The organism is Arthrobacter sp. UYCu712 (genome assembly GCF_040547005.1).
GTDB lineage: Bacteria > Actinomycetota > Actinomycetes > Actinomycetales > Micrococcaceae > Arthrobacter.
This window is the reverse complement of the sequence record NZ_JBEPOZ010000001.1, coordinates 128,004-145,518: the sequence shown is the minus strand read 5'-3', so window position 1 is coordinate 145,518 and position 17,515 is coordinate 128,004. Positions and strand designations below refer to the sequence as shown.

Annotated in this window: 15 protein-coding genes; 3 read left to right on the top strand and 12 right to left on the bottom strand. The window is 68.5% G+C overall.

From position 1 onward, the window contains the following. Positions 1-84: 84 nt before the first annotated feature. Positions 85-1,596: an IMP dehydrogenase gene (gene guaB, locus ABIB51_RS00745; protein WP_354184630.1), complete on the bottom strand. Its 1,512-nt coding sequence runs from the start codon at positions 1,594-1,596 to the stop codon at positions 85-87. 213 nt (positions 1,597-1,809) lie between these two features. Next, complete coding sequence (locus ABIB51_RS00740) at positions 1,810-3,873, bottom strand: acyltransferase family protein (RefSeq protein ID WP_354184909.1); 2,064 nt, start codon at positions 3,871-3,873, stop codon at positions 1,810-1,812. A gap of 163 nt (positions 3,874-4,036) precedes the next feature. Here ABIB51_RS00740 and ABIB51_RS00735 point away from each other — a divergent pair, with 163 nt between their 5' ends. Then, positions 4,037-5,005: a DUF389 domain-containing protein gene (locus ABIB51_RS00735; protein WP_354184629.1), complete on the top strand. Its 969-nt coding sequence runs from the start codon at positions 4,037-4,039 to the stop codon at positions 5,003-5,005. A 79-nt stretch (positions 5,006-5,084) separates the two neighbouring features. On the opposite strand, the gene groL is transcribed toward ABIB51_RS00735, so the two are convergent. From groL to ABIB51_RS00720, 3 genes are all read right to left on the bottom strand, one after another. Next, positions 5,085-6,695: a chaperonin GroEL gene (gene groL / locus ABIB51_RS00730; protein ID WP_354184628.1), complete on the bottom strand. Its 1,611-nt coding sequence runs from the start codon at positions 6,693-6,695 to the stop codon at positions 5,085-5,087. Between the two features lie 77 nt (positions 6,696-6,772). Beyond that, positions 6,773-7,069: a co-chaperone GroES gene (gene groES / locus ABIB51_RS00725; protein ID WP_018773735.1), complete on the bottom strand. Its 297-nt coding sequence runs from the start codon at positions 7,067-7,069 to the stop codon at positions 6,773-6,775. A gap of 238 nt (positions 7,070-7,307) precedes the next feature. Beyond that, complete coding sequence (locus ABIB51_RS00720; RefSeq protein WP_354184627.1) at positions 7,308-7,733, bottom strand: LPXTG cell wall anchor domain-containing protein; 426 nt, start codon at positions 7,731-7,733, stop codon at positions 7,308-7,310. A gap of 55 nt (positions 7,734-7,788) precedes the next feature. Here ABIB51_RS00720 and ABIB51_RS00715 point away from each other — a divergent pair, with 55 nt between their 5' ends. Then, positions 7,789-9,021, top strand: a complete 1,233-nt coding sequence (locus ABIB51_RS00715) for a THUMP-like domain-containing protein (RefSeq protein ID WP_354184626.1) — start codon at positions 7,789-7,791, stop codon at positions 9,019-9,021. A gap of 35 nt (positions 9,022-9,056) precedes the next feature. Here ABIB51_RS00715 and ABIB51_RS00710 read toward each other — a convergent pair whose 3' ends face one another. Continuing rightward, positions 9,057-9,893 (bottom strand): shikimate 5-dehydrogenase, encoded by an 837-nt coding sequence (locus ABIB51_RS00710; protein WP_354184625.1) that lies wholly within the window; start codon positions 9,891-9,893, stop codon positions 9,057-9,059. A 42-nt stretch (positions 9,894-9,935) separates the two neighbouring features. Continuing rightward, positions 9,936-11,669, bottom strand: a complete 1,734-nt coding sequence (locus tag ABIB51_RS00705) for a glycoside hydrolase family 3 N-terminal domain-containing protein (RefSeq protein ID WP_354184624.1) — start codon at positions 11,667-11,669, stop codon at positions 9,936-9,938. A gap of 119 nt (positions 11,670-11,788) precedes the next feature. Here ABIB51_RS00705 and ABIB51_RS00700 point away from each other — a divergent pair, with 119 nt between their 5' ends. Then, complete coding sequence (locus ABIB51_RS00700; RefSeq protein WP_354184623.1) at positions 11,789-12,940, top strand: glutamate--cysteine ligase; 1,152 nt, start codon at positions 11,789-11,791, stop codon at positions 12,938-12,940. A 52-nt stretch (positions 12,941-12,992) separates the two neighbouring features. Here ABIB51_RS00700 and tsaD read toward each other — a convergent pair whose 3' ends face one another. From tsaD to alr, 5 genes are read right to left on the bottom strand one after another with little or no spacing between them, the layout of a single operon-like run. After that, a complete protein-coding gene (gene tsaD / locus ABIB51_RS00695; protein ID WP_354184622.1) occupies positions 12,993-14,114 on the bottom strand; it encodes a tRNA (adenosine(37)-N6)-threonylcarbamoyltransferase complex transferase subunit TsaD in 1,122 nt (373 codons plus the stop codon). Further along, complete coding sequence (gene rimI / locus ABIB51_RS00690) at positions 14,111-14,641, bottom strand: ribosomal protein S18-alanine N-acetyltransferase (RefSeq protein WP_354184907.1); 531 nt, start codon at positions 14,639-14,641, stop codon at positions 14,111-14,113. Before rimI ends, tsaD begins: the two co-directional genes overlap by 4 nt. Positions 14,642-14,694: 53 nt before the next feature. Continuing rightward, the gene (gene tsaB / locus ABIB51_RS00685; protein WP_354184621.1) at positions 14,695-15,366 is read right to left on the bottom strand and encodes a tRNA (adenosine(37)-N6)-threonylcarbamoyltransferase complex dimerization subunit type 1 TsaB; all 672 of its coding nucleotides are present in this window, start codon (positions 15,364-15,366) and stop codon (positions 14,695-14,697) included. Further along, the gene (gene tsaE / locus ABIB51_RS00680) at positions 15,366-16,028 is read right to left on the bottom strand and encodes a tRNA (adenosine(37)-N6)-threonylcarbamoyltransferase complex ATPase subunit type 1 TsaE (RefSeq protein WP_354184620.1); all 663 of its coding nucleotides are present in this window, start codon (positions 16,026-16,028) and stop codon (positions 15,366-15,368) included. Before tsaE ends, tsaB begins: the two co-directional genes overlap by 1 nt. Further along, entirely contained in the window at positions 16,025-17,263 is a 1,239-nt protein-coding gene (gene alr, locus ABIB51_RS00675; protein ID WP_354184619.1) for an alanine racemase, read from the bottom strand. The genes tsaE and alr overlap by 4 nt, the downstream gene beginning before the upstream one ends. Between the last annotated feature and the right edge of the window lie 252 nt (positions 17,264-17,515).

Sequence of the window (17,515 nt, the reverse complement as noted above, 5' to 3'; positions counted from 1 at the left end):
GAGCCGCTCCGGCGAGGGCCCCGACCCGAGCTTGCGAGGGCCGGGAGCCGGTGCGGACTTGCGAGGTTAGGGAGCGGGTGGGGTTTAGCGCGAACCGTAGTTCGGTGCCTCCACCGTCATCTGGATGTCGTGCGGGTGGGATTCCTTCAGCCCTGCCGGGGTGATGCGGACGAATTTTCCGCGGGCCTTGAGCTCGGCCACCGTGGGGGCGCCGGTATAGAACATGGTCTGGCGAAGGCCGCCGACCAGCTGGTAGGCCACCGAGGCCAGCGGGCCGCGGTAGGCCACCCGGCCCTCGATGCCTTCCGGGATGAGCTTGTCATCGCCGGAGACGTCGGCCTGGAAGTAGCGGTCCTTGGAGTAGGAGGTGTTTTTGCCGCGGGTCTGCATCGCGCCGAGGGAACCCATGCCGCGGTAGAGCTTGAACTGCTTGCCGTTGACGAAGATCAGGTCACCCGGGGACTCGTCGCAGCCGGCCAGCAGGGAGCCGAGCATCACGGTGTCGGCGCCGGCCACCAGGGCCTTGCCGATGTCGCCCGAGTACTGCAGGCCGCCGTCGGCGATCAGCGGGACGCCGGCCGGGATGGCTGCCTTGGCGGACTCGTAGATGGCGGTGATCTGCGGGACGCCCACACCGGCCACAACGCGGGTGGTGCAGATCGATCCCGGACCCACACCGACCTTGATGCCGTCGGCGCCGGCGTCGATGAGCGCCTGGGCGCCTTCGCGGGTGGCCGCCTGGCCGCCGATGATGTCCACGTGGGCCGCGACGGGATCGGACTTAAGCCGTCGGATCATGTCCAGCACGCCCTGGGAGTGGCCGTTGGCGGTGTCGACAAAGAGGGCATCCACGCCGGCGTCGATCAGGGCCATGGCCCGTTCCCAGCCGTCGCCGAAGAAGCCGATGGCCGCGCCGACGCGCAGCCGGCCTGCCTCGTCCTTCGTGGCCAGCGGGTACTGCTCGGCCTTTGTGAAGTCCTTGGTGGTGATGAGGCCCTTGAGCCTGCCCTGTTCGTCGACGAGCGGGAGCTTCTCGATCTTGTTCGTGGCGAGCTTGTGCGAGGCTTCTTCGCGGCTGATTCCGACGTGCCCGGTGACGAGCGGCATCTTGGTCATGACGTCGCTGACCAGCCGGATCGGGAAGTCCGATTCCGGCACGAAGCGGGTGTCGCGGTTGGTGACAATGCCCAGCAGCCTCATGCCCTCGTCCACCACGGGAAGACCGGAAACGCGGTAGTGCGAGCAGATCTCGTCCAGTTCGGCCAGTGTGGCCTCGGGGCCGATGGTCAGCGGGTTGGTGATCATGCCGGACTCGCTGCGCTTCACGCGGTCCACCTGGTCGGCCTGGTCCTCGATGGAGAGGTTGCGGTGCACGACGCCCAGTCCGCCCTGGCGTGCCATGGCGATGGCCATCCGTGACTCCGTGACGGTGTCCATGGCTGCGGAGAGCAGCGGTGTCTGGACCGAGATCCGCTTGGAAATACGCGAAGACGTGTCCGCCTCGGACGGGATCACATCCGTATGGCCGGGCAGGAGCAGGACGTCGTCGTAGGTCAGGCCGATGAAGCCGAAGGGGTTGTGTTCGGGCTGGGTCATGAGTGCGCCTCTTACCTTAAGTTTCAGGTTTCACGGGTAGGGGTTGCAACAGATGACCAGCCCGTCATTACGGGCATGGCCTGTGCAGAAGTGTTGTATAAATACTAGAACCTTGGCGGCGATCCCCATATTCCGCGGCGGTAATGTGAGCAACGGCATCCGGGACCCCGCCCCACACCCGCGTGCGAAGGCCGGTTCGGAGTCCTTGGTCCGTCACTTCCAGCCGGTGGCCTCCAGCATCCGCTGTTCGAACATCGGGATCATGCTCTGGACGTACGTCTTGGTCAGGTGATTGTCGTCCTTGTAGACGTAGACGTTCCCCACGACGGCCGGGCAGATTCCATTCGCGCAGATGAAGTCGCTCAGGTCCATGAGGTGCAGTCCGGGGACTTTCCCCCGGTACGCGTCCAGGGGCGAGGACCCGGCGAGGGATTCCTGCAGCGGCACGTTGCATTCCGGGGCGGTCGGGCCGTTCTTCTGCACGCATTCGGGCATGTTCATGCCGAAGCGGGGATTGTCGCGGACGCCCACCACCTCCATGCCGGCGTCGGTGAAGGGCTTGATGCCCTCCAGGTACTGGGGCACCTCGGTTTCGAACGGTGCGTCCTTATGGGTCAGAGAGGCCACCGTGAACACCGCGTCGGGACGGTGTTCCTGCACGTACGCGGCGCTGGCCTTGTTGAAGGCGTTGCACTCGGCGTCGCGGTCCGGGGACTCCCCGCCGAAGCGGCAGTTGCCCTTGAGCAGGGCAACGACTTCCCAGCCGTGGCTCCGGGCGATCGGGCCGAGGGCGGCCATGTACTGCTGGGCGTGCGAGTCGCCGAGCACCACGATCCGTTTGGTGACCGTGTCCGGCCGGCTGTTCTGCAGGCAGCCGGCGAGCAGGGGGTCGCTCGGGACGTTCCCGTCCGTGCACAGCCCGTCGATGTCCGCCCACTCGTTCTTCATCGCGAGCGGGGCCGGAATGATCTTGGCGTCCGGCGTCGGCTTGCCCGCGTTCTCGGGCGACAGGGCGGCGGCCCCCGGGGTCAGTTCCCTGGGCTGGGAAGCGGCCGCGGCTTCGTCGGCCATCAGCTTGCTCTGCCATACGGACACCGGGCCCGCGAGCAGGGCGCCGCACGCCACGATGACGGCGGCGGTCCGCCAGACCCGGCGCTGCGGCCAATGCCATTCGCGCAGCGGCTTCTCCACGAACCGGGTGGTGAGCACGGCGAGGACCACGGACGTGGCCACAATCGCCAGGCCCTGCATGAGGTCCGGTGAACTGATCCCCATCCCGGCGAGGGCCAGGACCAGGAGCGGCCAGTGCCAGAGGTAGAGGGCGTAGGAGTTGTCGCCGAGGGCCACGAGCGGTTTCCAGGTGAGGAAACGGTCCACACCGAAACGGCTGCCACTCTGCCCGGCCACAATGATGGCGGCTGCGGCAAGCGTGGGCCACAGTGCAATGAAGCCGGGGAAGGAACGGTCCACGGTCAGGAGCAGTCCGCAGGAGAGCATGGCGGCGAGGCCGGTCCAGCCCAGCACCACCCGCAGGATCTTTCCCGGTTTGAGGTAGGGCAGGGCGAGTGCCAGCAGGGAGCCGAGGGCGAATTCCCAGAGCCGGGCCCGGGTGTCGAAATAGGCGTAGGCCTGGTTCGTGGCGGTCTGCTCGATGGAATACAGGAGCGAGGCGACGAAGATTCCGCCGAAGGCCACGGCCAGGAGTCCCGGGTAGCTGACCCTGTCGTGCAACGGAGTCCAGCGGTGGAGCAGACGGCGGAGCAGGGCGGCGCCGGCGAACACGAGCGGCCACAGCAGGAAGACCTGGCCCTGAATGGATAAGGACCAGAAGTGCTGCAGGGGACTCGCGCCGGAATGGTCCTGCGCGTAGTAGTCGACGGCGGTGTCCGCCAGGAGCCAGTTTTGCCGGTACAGGAGCGAGGCCCAGGCCTGGTCCAGCACGTCCGGCCAGCGGCTTTCCGGGAGGATGAGGCGGGTCCCGGCCAGGACGCCGAGGATCACCACGACGACGGCGGGCAGCAGCCGCTTGAGCAGGTGGAGCCAATGGCTCACGAGCTTCAGGGGCGTCCCGTTTTCCACCTTCCGGGTGAAGCTGAGCGTCATCAGGAAGGCCGAGATCAGGAGGAAAATGTCCACCCCGCCGGAGACCCGGCCAAGCCACACATGGTAGGTGACCACCATGAGGACGGCGAGGGCACGGAGGCCCTGGACTTCGGGGCGGTAGCCGGATCTCCGGCGCACCGCAGAACCAGAGTCCGCGGCGTGCGGGCTGGCAATGGTTCGATCGTTCGACACAAAAACCCTTCAGGCCTGTTTCCCAAAGCATCAATGTTACCGAAACGTAATTTGTCTGGCCAATCGCGGGGCGGGCCTGGACCGGCATTCCGTGGGGCCCGCGACACCGGCGGATACGATGTTACGAGTGGGAGGAGGCCCCATCGTGATCGCGCAATTGCGAATTTATGTCCCGGACAAGCTGTCCGGCGCCGTGGTGGACTCCTGCTCCGGCGAACTCGGCGTGGCGGAAGTATCACTGCACCGCGGAGCGTCAGTGCTGCCACCGGGGGACGTGATACACGTTCTGCTGGCGAGGGAGTCGGTCGAGGGGCTGGTGCAGAAACTCCATGCCCTGAACGTTCAGAAGCTCGGCTCGATTTCGGTCACCATGCCGGACCTGGTGCTCTCCGACCGCGCCGACGAAGCAGTAGCGGCGGCCCCTGGCGAAGGCGCGGACGCCGTCATCTGGGATGAGGTCTCCGGGCAGACGGGCGAAGACTCGCGGCTCACGTGGAGCTTTCTGGTGTTCCTGGTCCTCGCGACCCAGCTGGCCGCCATCGGCATCGTCACCGACTCGACCATCGCCATCGTCGGTGCCATGGCGGTCGGGCCGGAGTTCGGGCCGCTGGCCGCGCTGGCCGTTGCCATCGTGCGCCGCCAATGGCCGCTGGGACGCGCCGCGGCGCTGGCTCTCGGCGTCGGCTTCCCGGTAGCCATGCTGGGAGCGGCCTTGGGCGCCTGGCTGTCGGTGCCCCTCGGCCTGTTCCCGGCCGATGCCCTGGACCATGGTTCCGCCGTCGAGTTCATTTATCACCCCGGCCCGTACTCGCTGATTGTCGCGGTACTCGCCGGTGCCGCAGGCATGTTGTCCGTGATCAGCAAGCGGTCCTCGGCACTGATCGGCGTGTTCATTTCGGTGACCACGGTTCCGGCAGCCGGTTTCGTCGCCGTCGCCCTGGTCCTGGGCGAATACGAGAAGGCCGCCGGCTCGGCCCTGCAACTGTTCCTGAACCTGGTGGGGATCGTTGTATCGGCGGTGGCGGTACTGGTCTTCTACAAACTCATTTCCAAGCAGCTTCCGCGGGAGGCGGCCCTGCGGCTGCGTCGCAGGGCCCTGCGTTCGCAGCGCTGACCGCAGGTTCCGCGCAGGACGGCACAGCAAAGGCCGGCCCGGTGGTTACCGGACCGGCCTTGACTACAGCGACTCGGAGCTAGTGCTGGTGGCCCGCGTGCTGGTCCTCATCGGCCGGCTTCTCGACTACGAGGGTTTCCGTGGTAAGAACCAGTGCCGCGATGGACGCTGCGTTGCGCAGGGCCGCCCGCGTCACCTTGACGGGGTCGATCACACCGGCAGCGATCAGGTCTTCGTATTCGCCGGTCTTGGCGTTGAAGCCCTGGTTGTTGGCGGATTCGGCGACCTTGGCGACGACGACGTAGCCGTCGAAGCCGGCGTTCTGGGCGATCCAGCGCAGCGGCTGGGTCAGTGCCCGGCGGACGATGCCGACAGCGGCTGCCGCGTCACCTTCAAGAGCCTGGACGGCCGGGTCCTCGTCGAGCGCCTTGAGGGCGTGGATGAGGGCGGCGCCGCCGCCGGCCACGATGCCTTCTTCGAGGGCCGCGCGGGTGGAGGACACAGCATCTTCGATGCGGTGCTTCTTTTCCTTCAGCTCGACCTCGGTGGCAGCGCCGACCTTGATCACGCCGATGCCGCCGGCCAGCTTGGCCAGGCGTTCCTGGAGCTTTTCCTTGTCCCAGTCGGAGTCCGTGCGGGTCAGCTCGGCGCGCAGCTGGGAAACCCTGGCTGCAACGTCCTCGGCCGAACCGGCGCCGTCGACGATGGTGGTGTTGTCCTTCGTGACGGTGATGCGCCGGGCGGTACCCAGCACCTCGAGGCCGACCGTGTCCAGGCTGAGGCCCAGTTCTGCCGACACAACCTGTGCGCCCGTGAGGGTGGCGATGTCCTGCAGCATGGCCTTGCGGCGGTCACCGAAGCCCGGCGCCTTGACCGCGACCACGTTCAGGGTGCCGCGGATGCGGTTGACGATGAGCGTGGAGAGGGCCTCGCCCTCGACGTCTTCGGCAATGATGAAGAGCGGCTTGGAGCTCTGCAGCGCCTTCTCCAGCAGCGGCAGGAAATCCTGCACGGAGGAGATCTTGCCCTGGTTGATCAGGATCAGGGCGTCTTCGAGGACTGCTTCCTGGCGTTCCGCGTCGGTGACGAAGTACGGGGACAGGTAGCCCTTGTCGAACTGCATGCCCTCGGTGAGGACCAGCTCGGTCTGCGTGGTGGAGGATTCCTCGATGGTGATCACACCATCCTTGCCGACCTTGCCGAATGCCTCGGCCAGGAGCTCGCCGACCTCGTCGCTCTGCGCGGAGATGGAGGCCACGTTGGCGACCTGGGTTCCTTCAACCGGGCGGGCGTTCTCGAGGAGACGGGCGGCGACGGCCTCGACAGAGACCTCGATGCCACGCTTGATTTCGCCCGGGGCGGCGCCTGCCGCTACGTTGCGGAGGCCTTCCTTGACCAGGGCCTGGGCCAGCACCGTAGCGGTGGTGGTGCCGTCGCCGGCAACGTCGTTGGTCTTGGTGGCGACCTCCTTGGCAAGCTGCGCGCCAAGGTTTTCGTACGGGTCGTCCAGCTCGATTTCACGGGCGATGGTGACACCATCGTTGGTGATCGTGGGGGCGCCCCACTTCTTGTCCAGCACGACGTTGCGGCCGCGCGGGCCGAGCGTCACCTTGACCGTGTTGGCGAGCTTATCGATGCCGGCTTCAAGCGACCGGCGGGCAGCGTCGTTAAACGCAAGCTGCTTTGCCATGGTTTTGTCCTTTCAAGACAGAACCCCGCGCAACTGACCCGTCTGAGAAGGATCGGCGGCGCGGGGGTCCAAGTGAGTTACTTTACGACGATCGCCAGAACGTCGCGGGCGGACAGCACGAGGTACTCGGTGCCACCGGTCTTGACTTCAGTTCCGCCGTACTTGGAGTAGATAACGACGTCGCCGACGGCAACATCGATCGGGACGCGGTTGCCGTTGTCATCGAAGCGGCCGGGGCCTACAGCGACAACTTCGCCTTCCTGCGGCTTTTCCTGCGCGGAGTCCGGGATAACCAGGCCGGAGGCCGTGGTCTGCTCGGCTTCGAGCGGGCGGACAACAATACGATCCTCAAGAGGCTTAATAGAGACCGACAAGGACCTCTCCTATTCGTCAGCAAATTCGTGGACTCTAAAGCTGTGGTGCCAAGGCGTACAGACCGTCGTCGCGGTGCCGGCCGCAGCCTGGCTGTGAAGCTTCAGTTGTTAGCACCCTCCCAGGGAGAGTGCTAATGATGACTCTATGTAAATGGTTAGCACTCGGTCAAGGCGAGTGCTAAGAAGTTCATCCACGGTGAACGCCCGTTCGGCCGGTCAGGGTCCGCCGGGGGCAGGACTACTTTCCGCCGAGGTCCTCGAAGTCGACGTCCTCGCCGTCGTCGTCGCCGTCGTTCCAGCCCTGTTCCTTCCGCCGGCGGTACAGCCCAAAGCCACCCGCGGCGGCCAGGGCGAGGCCGATGACGAGGACGATGATGCCGCCCACCCGGGCCGCAGCATAGTTATCCCGGATGGACCGGGCTTCGTCCGTGGCGTCCTGGACGTCCTTGCCGCCGACCGAATACACGGTCGCGTTGAAGGAGTCGAGGAAGAAGATGATGACGAGCAGCGCCACGCAGACGACGGCGATGATGCAGCCCGCGACGAGCGCCGGCCGGGCGTATCTGGCCAGGCCGTGGTGGCCCCCTTGGGCGCTTTGCCGCGCGGTCTCAGCGTCCGTTGAGGCGTTGTTGGTCCCGCTGTCTTTCGTACCGCTGTCATCCATGCCGTCCAGCCTACCGGCGCATCCGGGCACCGGAGCCTGAACTACGCTTGATTGCATGGCTGACGCACCGCAGGACCAGATTGCCCCGCTCCTCAACCCCGAGGGCTGGGAGCTGCTGGCGTCGCTGGGTCCCTACCGGGAGGATGAGGCGTTCCGGCTCAATGCTTCCCTCCGCAAGGCCGGCCACTCCCCCGAACTGGTCTCGGCGGTGCTCACCCAGTCCCGACTCAGGACCAGGGCGGAGGCCAAGTTCGGCGAATTCGCCCGGCAGATGATCTTCACCCAGGCCGGCCTGGAACAGGCCACCAGGCTCACCGTCGCGGCACGGCACGCGCAGCGGTTCGCGGAAGCCGGCATCGAGCACGTCGCGGACCTTGGCTGCGGCCTGGGCGCGGACACGATGGCGCTTGCGTCGCTGGACATCAAAGTCACCGCGGTGGAAATGGATGAGACCACGGCCGCGTGCGCCACCATGAACCTGATCCCGTTCCGGAACGCCACCGTGGTCCACTCCGACGCCACGGCCGTGTCCCTCGACGGCATTGACGGCGTCTGGCTGGATCCGGCCCGCCGCACCACCTCCACCTCGGGGACCAAGCGGATCTGGGATCCGGAGGACTTCTCCCCGCCGCTGTCCTTCGTCCAGTCCCTCGCCGGGTCAGGGCTCGCCGTCGGGGTTAAGATGGGTCCCGGCATGCCGCACGACTCCGTGCCCGCGGCTTGTGAAGCGCAATGGGTCTCGGTGGGCGGGGACGTCACCGAGGTGGCGCTCTGGTTCAACGCCGTTCGCCGTCCCGGGGTCCGGCGCGCGGCCCTCCTGCTCGGCCCACAGGGGGCCGCCGAGCTTACCAGCGCCGAGGACTTCGACGGCGGGCCGACCGCCCCGGTGGGTCCCGTCGAGGGATATCTCTACGAGCCGGACGGCGCCGTCATCCGCGCCGGGCTCGTGGCCGACGTCGCCCTGCAGCTGGGCGGGCACCTGGTGGACGAGCACATCGCCTACATCTGCGCACCGGAACTGCAGGACACGCCCTTCGCCCGGGCGTACAAGGTCCTGGAGGTGATGCCCTACAACGTCAAGGCCCTCAAGTCCTGGGTCAAGGACCAGGGCATCGGCGTGCTCGACATCAAGAAACGCGGCACCTCGGTGACGCCGGAGGAACTGCGCAAGCAGCTGCTGACGGGCGGCAGGTCCGCAGGAAAGACCGCCAAGAAGACGGCCACCCTGGTCCTCACCAGGATCGGCGAGGACCGGGTGGCCATCTCGGTGGAACCGGTCCAGCACTAGCCGCACCGGCCCCGCAGGGCTACTGCACCACAGGGCTAATGTGCCCGGGTGAATTCCTCGGCGGCGCGGACCTGCTCGTCGCTCGGCCGGACGCCGGTGTACAGCACAAACTGCTCCAGGGCCTGGATGGTGGCGACCTCGGCCCCGGTGATCACGGTCTTGCCGGCGGCCCTGCCTGCCTCGATGAGCGGCGTCTCGGCCGGCAGCGCGACGACGTCGAACACCACCTCCGCGGCCTCCACCGCCTCCTGCGGGAAGGACAGCGAATCGGCGTCCTTGCCCCCTGCCATACCGATAGGGGTCACGTTGATGAGCATCTGCGCGGCCCTGGCCCCCTCCGCCGGGGGGACGGGGACCTCGGCCGTCCACGCGAAGCCGTACAGTTCCGCGAGCGACCGTCCCGCGGCCTCGGTGCGGGCAATCACGGTCACGTCCCGGAAGCCGGCGTCGCGCAGCGCGGCCGCGGTGGCCTTGGCCATGCCGCCGGAGCCCTGCAGCCACACGGAGTAGTCGGTGGGGACCGCGTTGCGGGAGAGCAGCTGCTCAATCGCGGTGTAGTCGGTGTTGTAGGCCGTGAGCCGGCCGCCGTCGTTGACGATCGTGTTCACCGAGTCGATCGCTTTGGCGGAGGGGTCCATCACGTCCACGAGGGCAATGACGTCCTCCTTGTAGGGCATGGACACGGCGCAGCCGCGGATTCCCAGGCCGCGCACGCCGGCGATCGCCTGGACCAGGTCTGTCGGTGCAAAGGCCTTGTAGATCCAGTTCAGGCCCAGCTGTTCATACAGGTGGTTGTGGAAGCGCGTCCCGTTGTTGCTCGGCCGGGCCGAGAGCGAGATGCACAGGGTCATGTCTTTGTTCAGGATGGGCACCCCATCATTAAACGCCGGCCGGCCCCGGTTGGTCTGTTTGTGTCAGCCGCAACCGGTTCCCGTGTTCTGCGCCCCGACTGCAGCGGGGAGCTTTCCGGGCGTCTTCGCCTTGCCCGCGAGCACTGCCGCGAGCGCATCGAAGGCACCCTGGCTTCGGCCGTACAGGGCGATCTTCGCCGGTGCGGCCGAGTCGGCCAGCGGCCACGGGGCGTCGAGGGCCACGGCCACCGCCACGGTCTCCGGCGCTGCCGGAGGGCCGCCGGGGCCGATGAGGGACACCAGCGGGCCTTCGCCAATGCGGATCCCGGCACCCCGGGCCGCGGCGGCGAACCGTGCACGGTCCTGCTCCGTGCCACCCGTGACGCGCACGCTGGGCGGGACCATCGGCCCGCTGCAGGGGCCGGCCAGGACTGTGATGGCCGCCTCGGAGACGCTACGCGAAACGCCGGCACCGCTGCCTGGTTCACTCCCTCCCGGAGCGCCCGCGCGGCCGCGCCAGGTCATCATGGTGACCACCCGCTGCGCTGCCTCCGCGAGCCGTTCGGGTGCCAGCGCGCCGCTCCTGGCTGCGCCGACGATCGCTGCGTGGGCGGCCCCGACGTCGGCCGGCATCAACAGCAGGTCGGCTCCTGCGGCGAGGGCCAGCGGCGCGGCGGAGTCGTTGGGGAAGCGGTCCCGGACCGCCCCCATGTTCAGCGCGTCCGTCACGGCCACCCCCTGGAACCCCATCCGCCGCAGTTCCGCATAGGCCGCTTTCGACACGGACGCGGGCACGTCGGGCTCCAGCGCGGGTACTGCGATGTGCCCGGTCATGATCATCGGCAGCCCGGCGTCGATGGCCGCCTGGAAGGGTTTCAGGTCTCTGGCCCGGAGCTGGTCCAGGGACGCGGCCTGGACGGGCAGGCCCGCATGGGAATCGAGGCTCACGGAGCCGTGGCCTGGGAAGTGTTTGGCGGCAGGCAGGAGCCCCGAGGCGAGCAGTCCCCTCGAGAAGGCGACGCCGTAGTCCGCGGCAGCGTCGGCGCTGCCGGCCATGGACCGGGCACCGATGGTCGGATCCGCCGGTCCCACAGTGACATCCATGGCCGGCGCGAAGTCGACGTTGAAGCCGAGCGTCGCGAGTTCCGAGGCCATGGCCCGCCCGGCCTCGGTGGCGAGCGGTCCGCTTCCCGCGGCGCCGTAGCTCATCGGCGCCGGCCACTCGGTCAGCGGGGCGCGCAGCCGCGCCACCACGCCGCCCTCCTGGTCCACGCCAATCATTCCGGGCCAGCCGCGCCCGTCGGCCCGGGCCGCCGCCTGGAGCCGGTCGGTCACAGCGCGCATCGCGCCGGTATCCACCTGCCTGCCGGTGCTTCGCGGGACGTTGTCCCCCATGATGATGGAGCCGGCCAGGTGCAACCGCTCCACGTCTGCGGCGTGCGCCTCGTGGTCGAGCCCGGAGTAGAACGGCAGCAGGACCTGTCCCGCCTGTTGCTCGAGGCTCATCCCGCTGACCGCTTTGGCTGCCGCATCGGCGTCCTGCTCCTCCGGGCCCCAGCCGAGGGGCCGGGATCCCGCGTTCAGCGGGGATCCGGCGTCGCCGGGAGTTTGTCCGGTCTCGCCGGAAGCGGGTGCGGCCGGGGCGTGCCGGGGCGTCGCCGTGCTGACGGAGGCGTCCCGGGCCGGAGGTCCGGAACAGGCGGCCGTTCCGAGGCCCAGCCCCAGGAATAGCGCCACCAGCGCTGCGGCCGGAGTCTTTTTGTGAAATCTTTCACGTCTTCGCTGCAATCTGGCCACCGTCTCGATGCTACCCCTGCACTAGACTTGGACCACCGTTGCCCCTTCGGCAGACCGCCCTGCCAGTACCACTGCCAGACGGGCCACGGCAATGGACAGCAGAACAGTGAAGGGACCACATGAAGATTGATTTCGCTTCATCCAGGCAATCAACTCTTGGTGTGGAATGGGAGCTTGCCCTCGTCGACGCGGAAACCGGCGAGCTGGCCTCGGTGGCCAACGAGGTGCTCCGCGGCGTTGCTGCCCGGCACCCCGAACTGAACGAGGATGACGAACACCCCCACATCAAGCAGGAACTGCTGTTGAACACCGTGGAACTGGTCACCGGGATCTGCACCACGGTGGCCGAAGCGAAAGCGGACCTGGAAAGTTCGCTGACCGCGGTCCGGGAAGTCACCGACCCCATGGGCGTCGAGGTCTTCTGCGCCGGCAGCCACCCCTTCAGCCCGCCCCAGCTCCAGCCCGTGACCGACAAGGCACGCTACGCCAAGCTCATTGACCGCACCCAGTGGTGGGGCCGCCAGATGGTCATCTACGGCGTCCATGTTCACGTCGGACTCGACAGCCGGGACAAGGTCCTCCCCGTGTTGGACGGCCTGGTGAACTACTTCCCGCACTTCCAGGCCCTCTCGGCCTCCAGCCCCTTCTGGGGCGGCGAAGATACCGGCTACGCCTCGCACCGCGCCTTGATGTTCCAGCAGCTGCCCACCGCCGGCCTGCCGTTCCAGTTCTCCAGCTGGGAGGACTACGAGTCGTACGTCCAGGACATGTTCACCACCGGTGTGATCGACACGCTGTCCGAGATCCGCTGGGACATCCGTCCGGTCCCCAACCTCGGCACCATCGAGATGCGCATCTGCGACGGCCTGGCCACGCTCGAGGAAGTCGGCGCAATCGCCGCCCTCACGCAGTGCCTCGTCGACGAGTTCTCGACCACGCTGGACAGCGGCGGCAGCATTCCGACCATGCCGCCGTGGCATGTGCAGGAAAACAAGTGGCGCGCCGCCCGCTACGGCCTGGAAGCGATCATCATCCTCGACGCCGAAGGCAACGAACAGCTCGTCACCGATCACCTCCGCGAGACGGTCAAGCGGCTGGAGCCCGTCGCGGCGAAACTCGGCTGCAGCGCCGAGCTGGCCGACGTCGACAAAATCATCCAGCGCGGGGCGGGCTACCAGCGGCAGCGCCGCGTCGCTGCAGAGCACGGCGGCGACCTGCGCGCGGTCGTCCTGGACCTGGTCAAGCAGATGCGCAAGGGCACCGAAGCGTAAGTCCTGGATTGTCCGTGCCGCCCAAGCGGGGCGGCCGGGAAGGTTGCCCGGGTCAGGCGGAAACGCTGGTGACCGGCATGGACGAATCCGGTGCGAACCCGATGCCGCTCGGGGCAATCCCTGCCATCACCAGCTGCGCGCCGAGGGCCGCGACCATGGCGCCGTTGTCCGTGCAGAGCGATAACGGCGGCACCGTCAGCCGGATCCCGGCCGCGCTGCAGCGCAGCCCGGTGAGCTGGCGCAGCCGGGAATTCGCGGCGACGCCCCCGCCCAGCAACAACTCGGTGATGCCGTTCTCGCGGCAGGCCAGCACTGCCTTGGCGGTGATCACGTCCACGACGGCCTCCTGGAAAGCCGCGGCGATGTCCGCCACCGGCACGGTTTCGCCGCGGGCTTCGAACTGCTCCACGCAGCGGGCGACGGCGGTCTTGAGTCCGCTGAAGGACCAGTCATAGCGGTGCGGGCCGGGTTCCTCCGCCGTACCCATGTACTTGGGCTGGCTGAGCCCGCGCGGGAAGCGGATCGCCTTGGCGTTGCCGGTGCGTGCCAGCGCGTCGATCGCCGGGCCGCCGGGATAGCCCAGGCCCAGCAGCCGCGCGACCTTGTCGTAGGCTTCGCCGGCGGCGTCGTCAATCGTGGAACCGAGCAGTTCGACGTCGTCGGTGATGCTCCGGATCCGCAGGATTTCGGTGTGGCCGCCGGAGACCAGCAGCGCGCCCAGGTTGTCCGGCAACGCGTTTTCCGGCGTCGAACCCGCGAACGGTGGGCGGCTGCCGTTTTCGGTCTGGAGCAGGCCGACGCCGACGTGCGCCACGAGGTGGTTGATTGCGTACAGCGGCTTGCCAGTGGCGACGGCGAGCGCCTTGGCGGCGCAGACACCGACCATAAGGGCTCCCGCGAGTCCGGGACCGGAGGTGACAGCGATGGCGTCGATCTCATCCAGCGTCACGCCGGCCTCCGCGAGCGATTCCCGCAGCGTCGGCACGAAGGCGTCCAGGTGGGCGCGGGAAGCGATCTCGGGGATGACCCCGCCGAAGCGGACATGCTCCTCCATCGAGGATGCGACGGTGTTGGTCAGCAGCGTGGTCCCGCGGACGATCCCGACGCCGGTCTCGTCGCAGGATGACTCGATGCCAAGGACCAGCGGCTGCTCGCTGTGCTGGGGGCGGTTCATGGGCGGTCTGCTTCCCGTGGCTGGGGCGTGTCGGTCGTGTGGGCTGCGCCGGGGCCGCTGGCTGCGCCACGTTCGGGGGCTGCGCCACGTTCGGGGGCTGCGCCGTCGAGCCGGAGGCGCATGATCAGGGCGTCAACGCCGTCGCGGTAATACCGGGGACGCACGTGGATCTGCTCGAAGCCGAACCGGAGGTACAGCTGTTGCGCCCGAGGGTTGTCCGCCCGGACTTCCAGGAGCACGTCGTCGGCCCGGCGGAGCCGGCTTTCCCGGATGAGTTCGGTGAGCAGGGCCGAGCCGATGCCCTTGCCTTCCTGTTCCGGGACGACGGCGATGGTCTGTACATCCGCGATCGGCTCGATACACATCAGCCCCGCGTAGCCCACAATGTGCCCGGCGCTTTCGGCTACCAGGTAGCGGCGCGTTTCCGCCTGGGCCAGTTCGTCGAGGAACATCTGGAGCGGCCAGGCGTCCACCGGGAACAGCTGGCGCTCGAGTTCGTGCACCACCGGGACGTCCGCCGCGGTCATGTCACGCAGCGCTACTCCGCCCGGCAGGGCCGCCGGCACGGCGTCCGCGCCGTTCACAGCGCCCGCTTCCGGGGCCCGGGGACCTGGGCGTCGGATTCGCGCAGGTACAGCGGGGTCGAGTCCAACAGCTGCTCCCCCGCGGCGAGCCGGGCGAGCGCAAACTGGCCGAGGGAGAGCGCCTCTGGCTGCCGCGAGCTGAACTCGGGGACGGCCTTGACGACGTCGGCGTAGATGCCGGCCCCGGCACCGTAGACGGGGAGGTCCGGCAGGTCCGCGGCGAAGCCGACGTGTGGGCCGTCGATGAGCTCGGGGAGCTGCCCGCTGGCCTGGGCGTAGCGGGCCCAGTAGACCTCTTTGCGCCGGGCGTCGGTGGCCACGATGAACTCCGGGGCGGCGTCGACGGATTCGGCCACTTCGAGGGCGATCGCGTCGAGGCTCATGAGCCCGTACAGCGGTTTGCCCCAGACGAAGGCCAGGGTTCGGGCGGTGACGATGCCGGAGCGGAGCCCGGTGAAGGGACCCGGGCCCACACCGGTGACTATCGCGTCGACGTCGTCCCCGCTGAGTCCGGCTTCTGCGAGGAGAGCATCGATCCCCGGGGCCAGGACTTCCGCGTGGCTCCGGGTGTCCTCGGTGGCAAAACTGCTCACCACGGACTCCGGGGCGTCATCGGAGACGAGCGCGGCGCTGGCCACAGCCGAGGTGTCGATGGCAAGGATCAGCATCAGGAGTTCCGTTCCGTTGGCTCAGGCAGGGTCCCGGCAGCTGGCTCGGGCAGGGCCGGCGGGGTGGCCCAGCGCGGACCGTAGCCGCGGATCACCACGGTGCGGGGCTCGTCACCGTCGTCAGTGTCGAAATCAAGTGTGCCGGTGTCCGCGGTGGTGTCGACCTGGGCGGTGGCGGGAGCGGTGGCGTTCCGGGCGGCGGCCTGGGCGGCGGCCTGGGCGGTGGCCTGGGCGGTGCCGCCAAGGGCGCGGACAAGGTCTACCTCAAGCCGGCTCTCGCTCAGGTGCTCCACCCGGCCGCGGCCCCACTCCACCACGGTTACCGCGCTGTCGAGTGTGTTTTCCAGGTCGATGTCGTCGATCTCGGCGGCGGACCCCAGCCGGTAGGCGTCGACATGCACGAGGTCCGGGCCGCCCGGCCTGGTCCCGTCAGGCAGGTTCGGGTGGATGCGGACCAGCACAAATGTGGGCGAAATGATCCCGGCACGCACACCCAGGCCCTCCCCGAGCCCCTGCGTGAACGTGGTTTTCCCCGCTCCGAGTTCGCCCGTGAGGACCAGCAGGTCCCCGGCTAGCAGCTGGGTGCCGAGGGCTGCCGCGAAGGCATGCGTCTCATCGGCGGTCCGGACTTCCAGCGTCCGCTCCCATGCCGGGGCGCTCACTGCGCCGGCTCCCCGGGGCGGTGCGACGCCTCGCCGGCCGGCTCTTCGTTGATGTAGCGCCGCGGCACCCGGGGACTGATCCGGGTGACGATCTCGTAGTTGTTGGTGCCGGCAGCCCGAGCCCAATCCTCTGCGGTGGGCCCGCCGTCGTCGCCGTTGCCGAACAGCAGAGCCTCGGAGCCGAGCACGCTGTGGCCGCCGGCCGAGACGTGGCGCGGGCCGAGATCGATGACCATCTGGTCCATGGCGATCCGGCCCACCACCGGGTAGTTCACGCCCTCCACCCGGACCGGCCCGCCGGTGGCAATCCGCGGAACGCCGTCCGCGTAGCCCAGCGGGATAAGCCCGAGCGTGCTGGTGCCACCGGTCCGGTAGTTCAGTCCGTACGAGACACCCTGGCCCGCGGGCACGTCCTTGCAGTGCGAGACGACCGTGCGGACCGTCATCGCGGGCCGCAGTCCAAGCTCCGCGGAGCTCTGTCCCTCGAACGGGGACAGGCCGTAGAGACCCAGGCCCACGCGGACCAGGTCGAAATGCGTGTCGGGACGGGACAGCGTGGCCGGAGTGTTTGCCAGGTGCCGGACCTCGGGGTCCACCCCGGCGTCCTGGGCGATCGCCAGGACTTCGCGGAACGCCGCGAGCTGCTCGTCGGTTTCGGGCCGCTCGGGTTCGTCGGCGACGGCGAGATGGGAGAAGATGCCCACAACCCGCAGGAGGCCCTGGTCCTGGTACTCCATGGCCTCGCCGACGAGGCCGTCCCAGTCCGCGACGGTTGCGCCGTTGCGGCCCAGTCCGGTGTCGACCTTCAGGTGGACGCGTGCCGGACGTTCCTGTTCGCGGGCCGCCGCCACAATCCGCTCCAGCTCCCAGCCGGAGCAGCCGATGTCGATCCCGGCGGCCACTGCGGCGGCGAAGTTGCTCTCCCGGGTGTGCAGCCAGGCGAGCAGCGGGGCCTCGATCCCGGCCGCGCGCAGGGCCAGCGCCTCGGAGATGTGGGCGACGCCCAACCAGGTGGCTCCGGCGCCGAGGGCCGCGCGGGCAACGGGAATGGCACCATGGCCGTACGCGTCGGCCTTAACCACCGCCATGACCTGTGCCGGTGAGGCGACGGCCGCGATGCGCCGGACGTTGTGCCGGATGGCTTCGAGATCGATTACTGCCGAGCGTTCCTCGGCGAAGGCCGGCGCCGCCTCCGAAGCGGACCGGAAATCGCCTGTTGCTGCTGGGTAAGTCACTTAACGATTCTAGGGGCGGCAGCGCATCCGGCTTAATTCCGGCGGCGTGCCCCGCCCCGGCGCCAGCGATGGACATGCCCTCCCGCCACGGGGGAGCATGCCCAATCTTCACGCCAAGGACCGGGCACATGGGCATCATGTCCACGCCCAGGCCTGGGCGGAGGACATGTCCACTCTCCCGACCGGGGCCAGGCCCGCCACGCACACCATCGCCCGCCACCAACGGACATGCCCTCCCGCCACGGGGGAGCA

Excerpts from the sequence above, each read along its gene's own strand:
- ABIB51_RS00720 (WP_354184627.1), bottom strand. The coding sequence starts at position 7,733 with ATGGATGACAGCGGTACGAAAGACAGCGGGACCAACAACGCCTCAACG.
- tsaD (WP_354184622.1), bottom strand. The coding sequence starts at position 14,114 with ATGAACCGCCCCCAGCACAGCGAGCAGCCGCTGGTCCTTGGCATCGAG.
- tsaB (WP_354184621.1), bottom strand. The coding sequence starts at position 15,366 with ATGCTGATCCTTGCCATCGACACCTCGGCTGTGGCCAGCGCCGCGCTC.
- groL (WP_354184628.1), bottom strand. The coding sequence starts at position 6,695 with ATGGCAAAGCAGCTTGCGTTTAACGACGCTGCCCGCCGGTCGCTTGAA.
- rimI (WP_354184907.1), bottom strand. The coding sequence starts at position 14,641 with ATGACCGCGGCGGACGTCCCGGTGGTGCACGAACTCGAGCGCCAGCTG.
- ABIB51_RS00700 (WP_354184623.1), top strand. The coding sequence starts at position 11,789 with ATGAAGATTGATTTCGCTTCATCCAGGCAATCAACTCTTGGTGTGGAA.
- ABIB51_RS00715 (WP_354184626.1), top strand. The coding sequence starts at position 7,789 with ATGGCTGACGCACCGCAGGACCAGATTGCCCCGCTCCTCAACCCCGAG.
- guaB (WP_354184630.1), bottom strand. The coding sequence starts at position 1,596 with ATGACCCAGCCCGAACACAACCCCTTCGGCTTCATCGGCCTGACCTAC.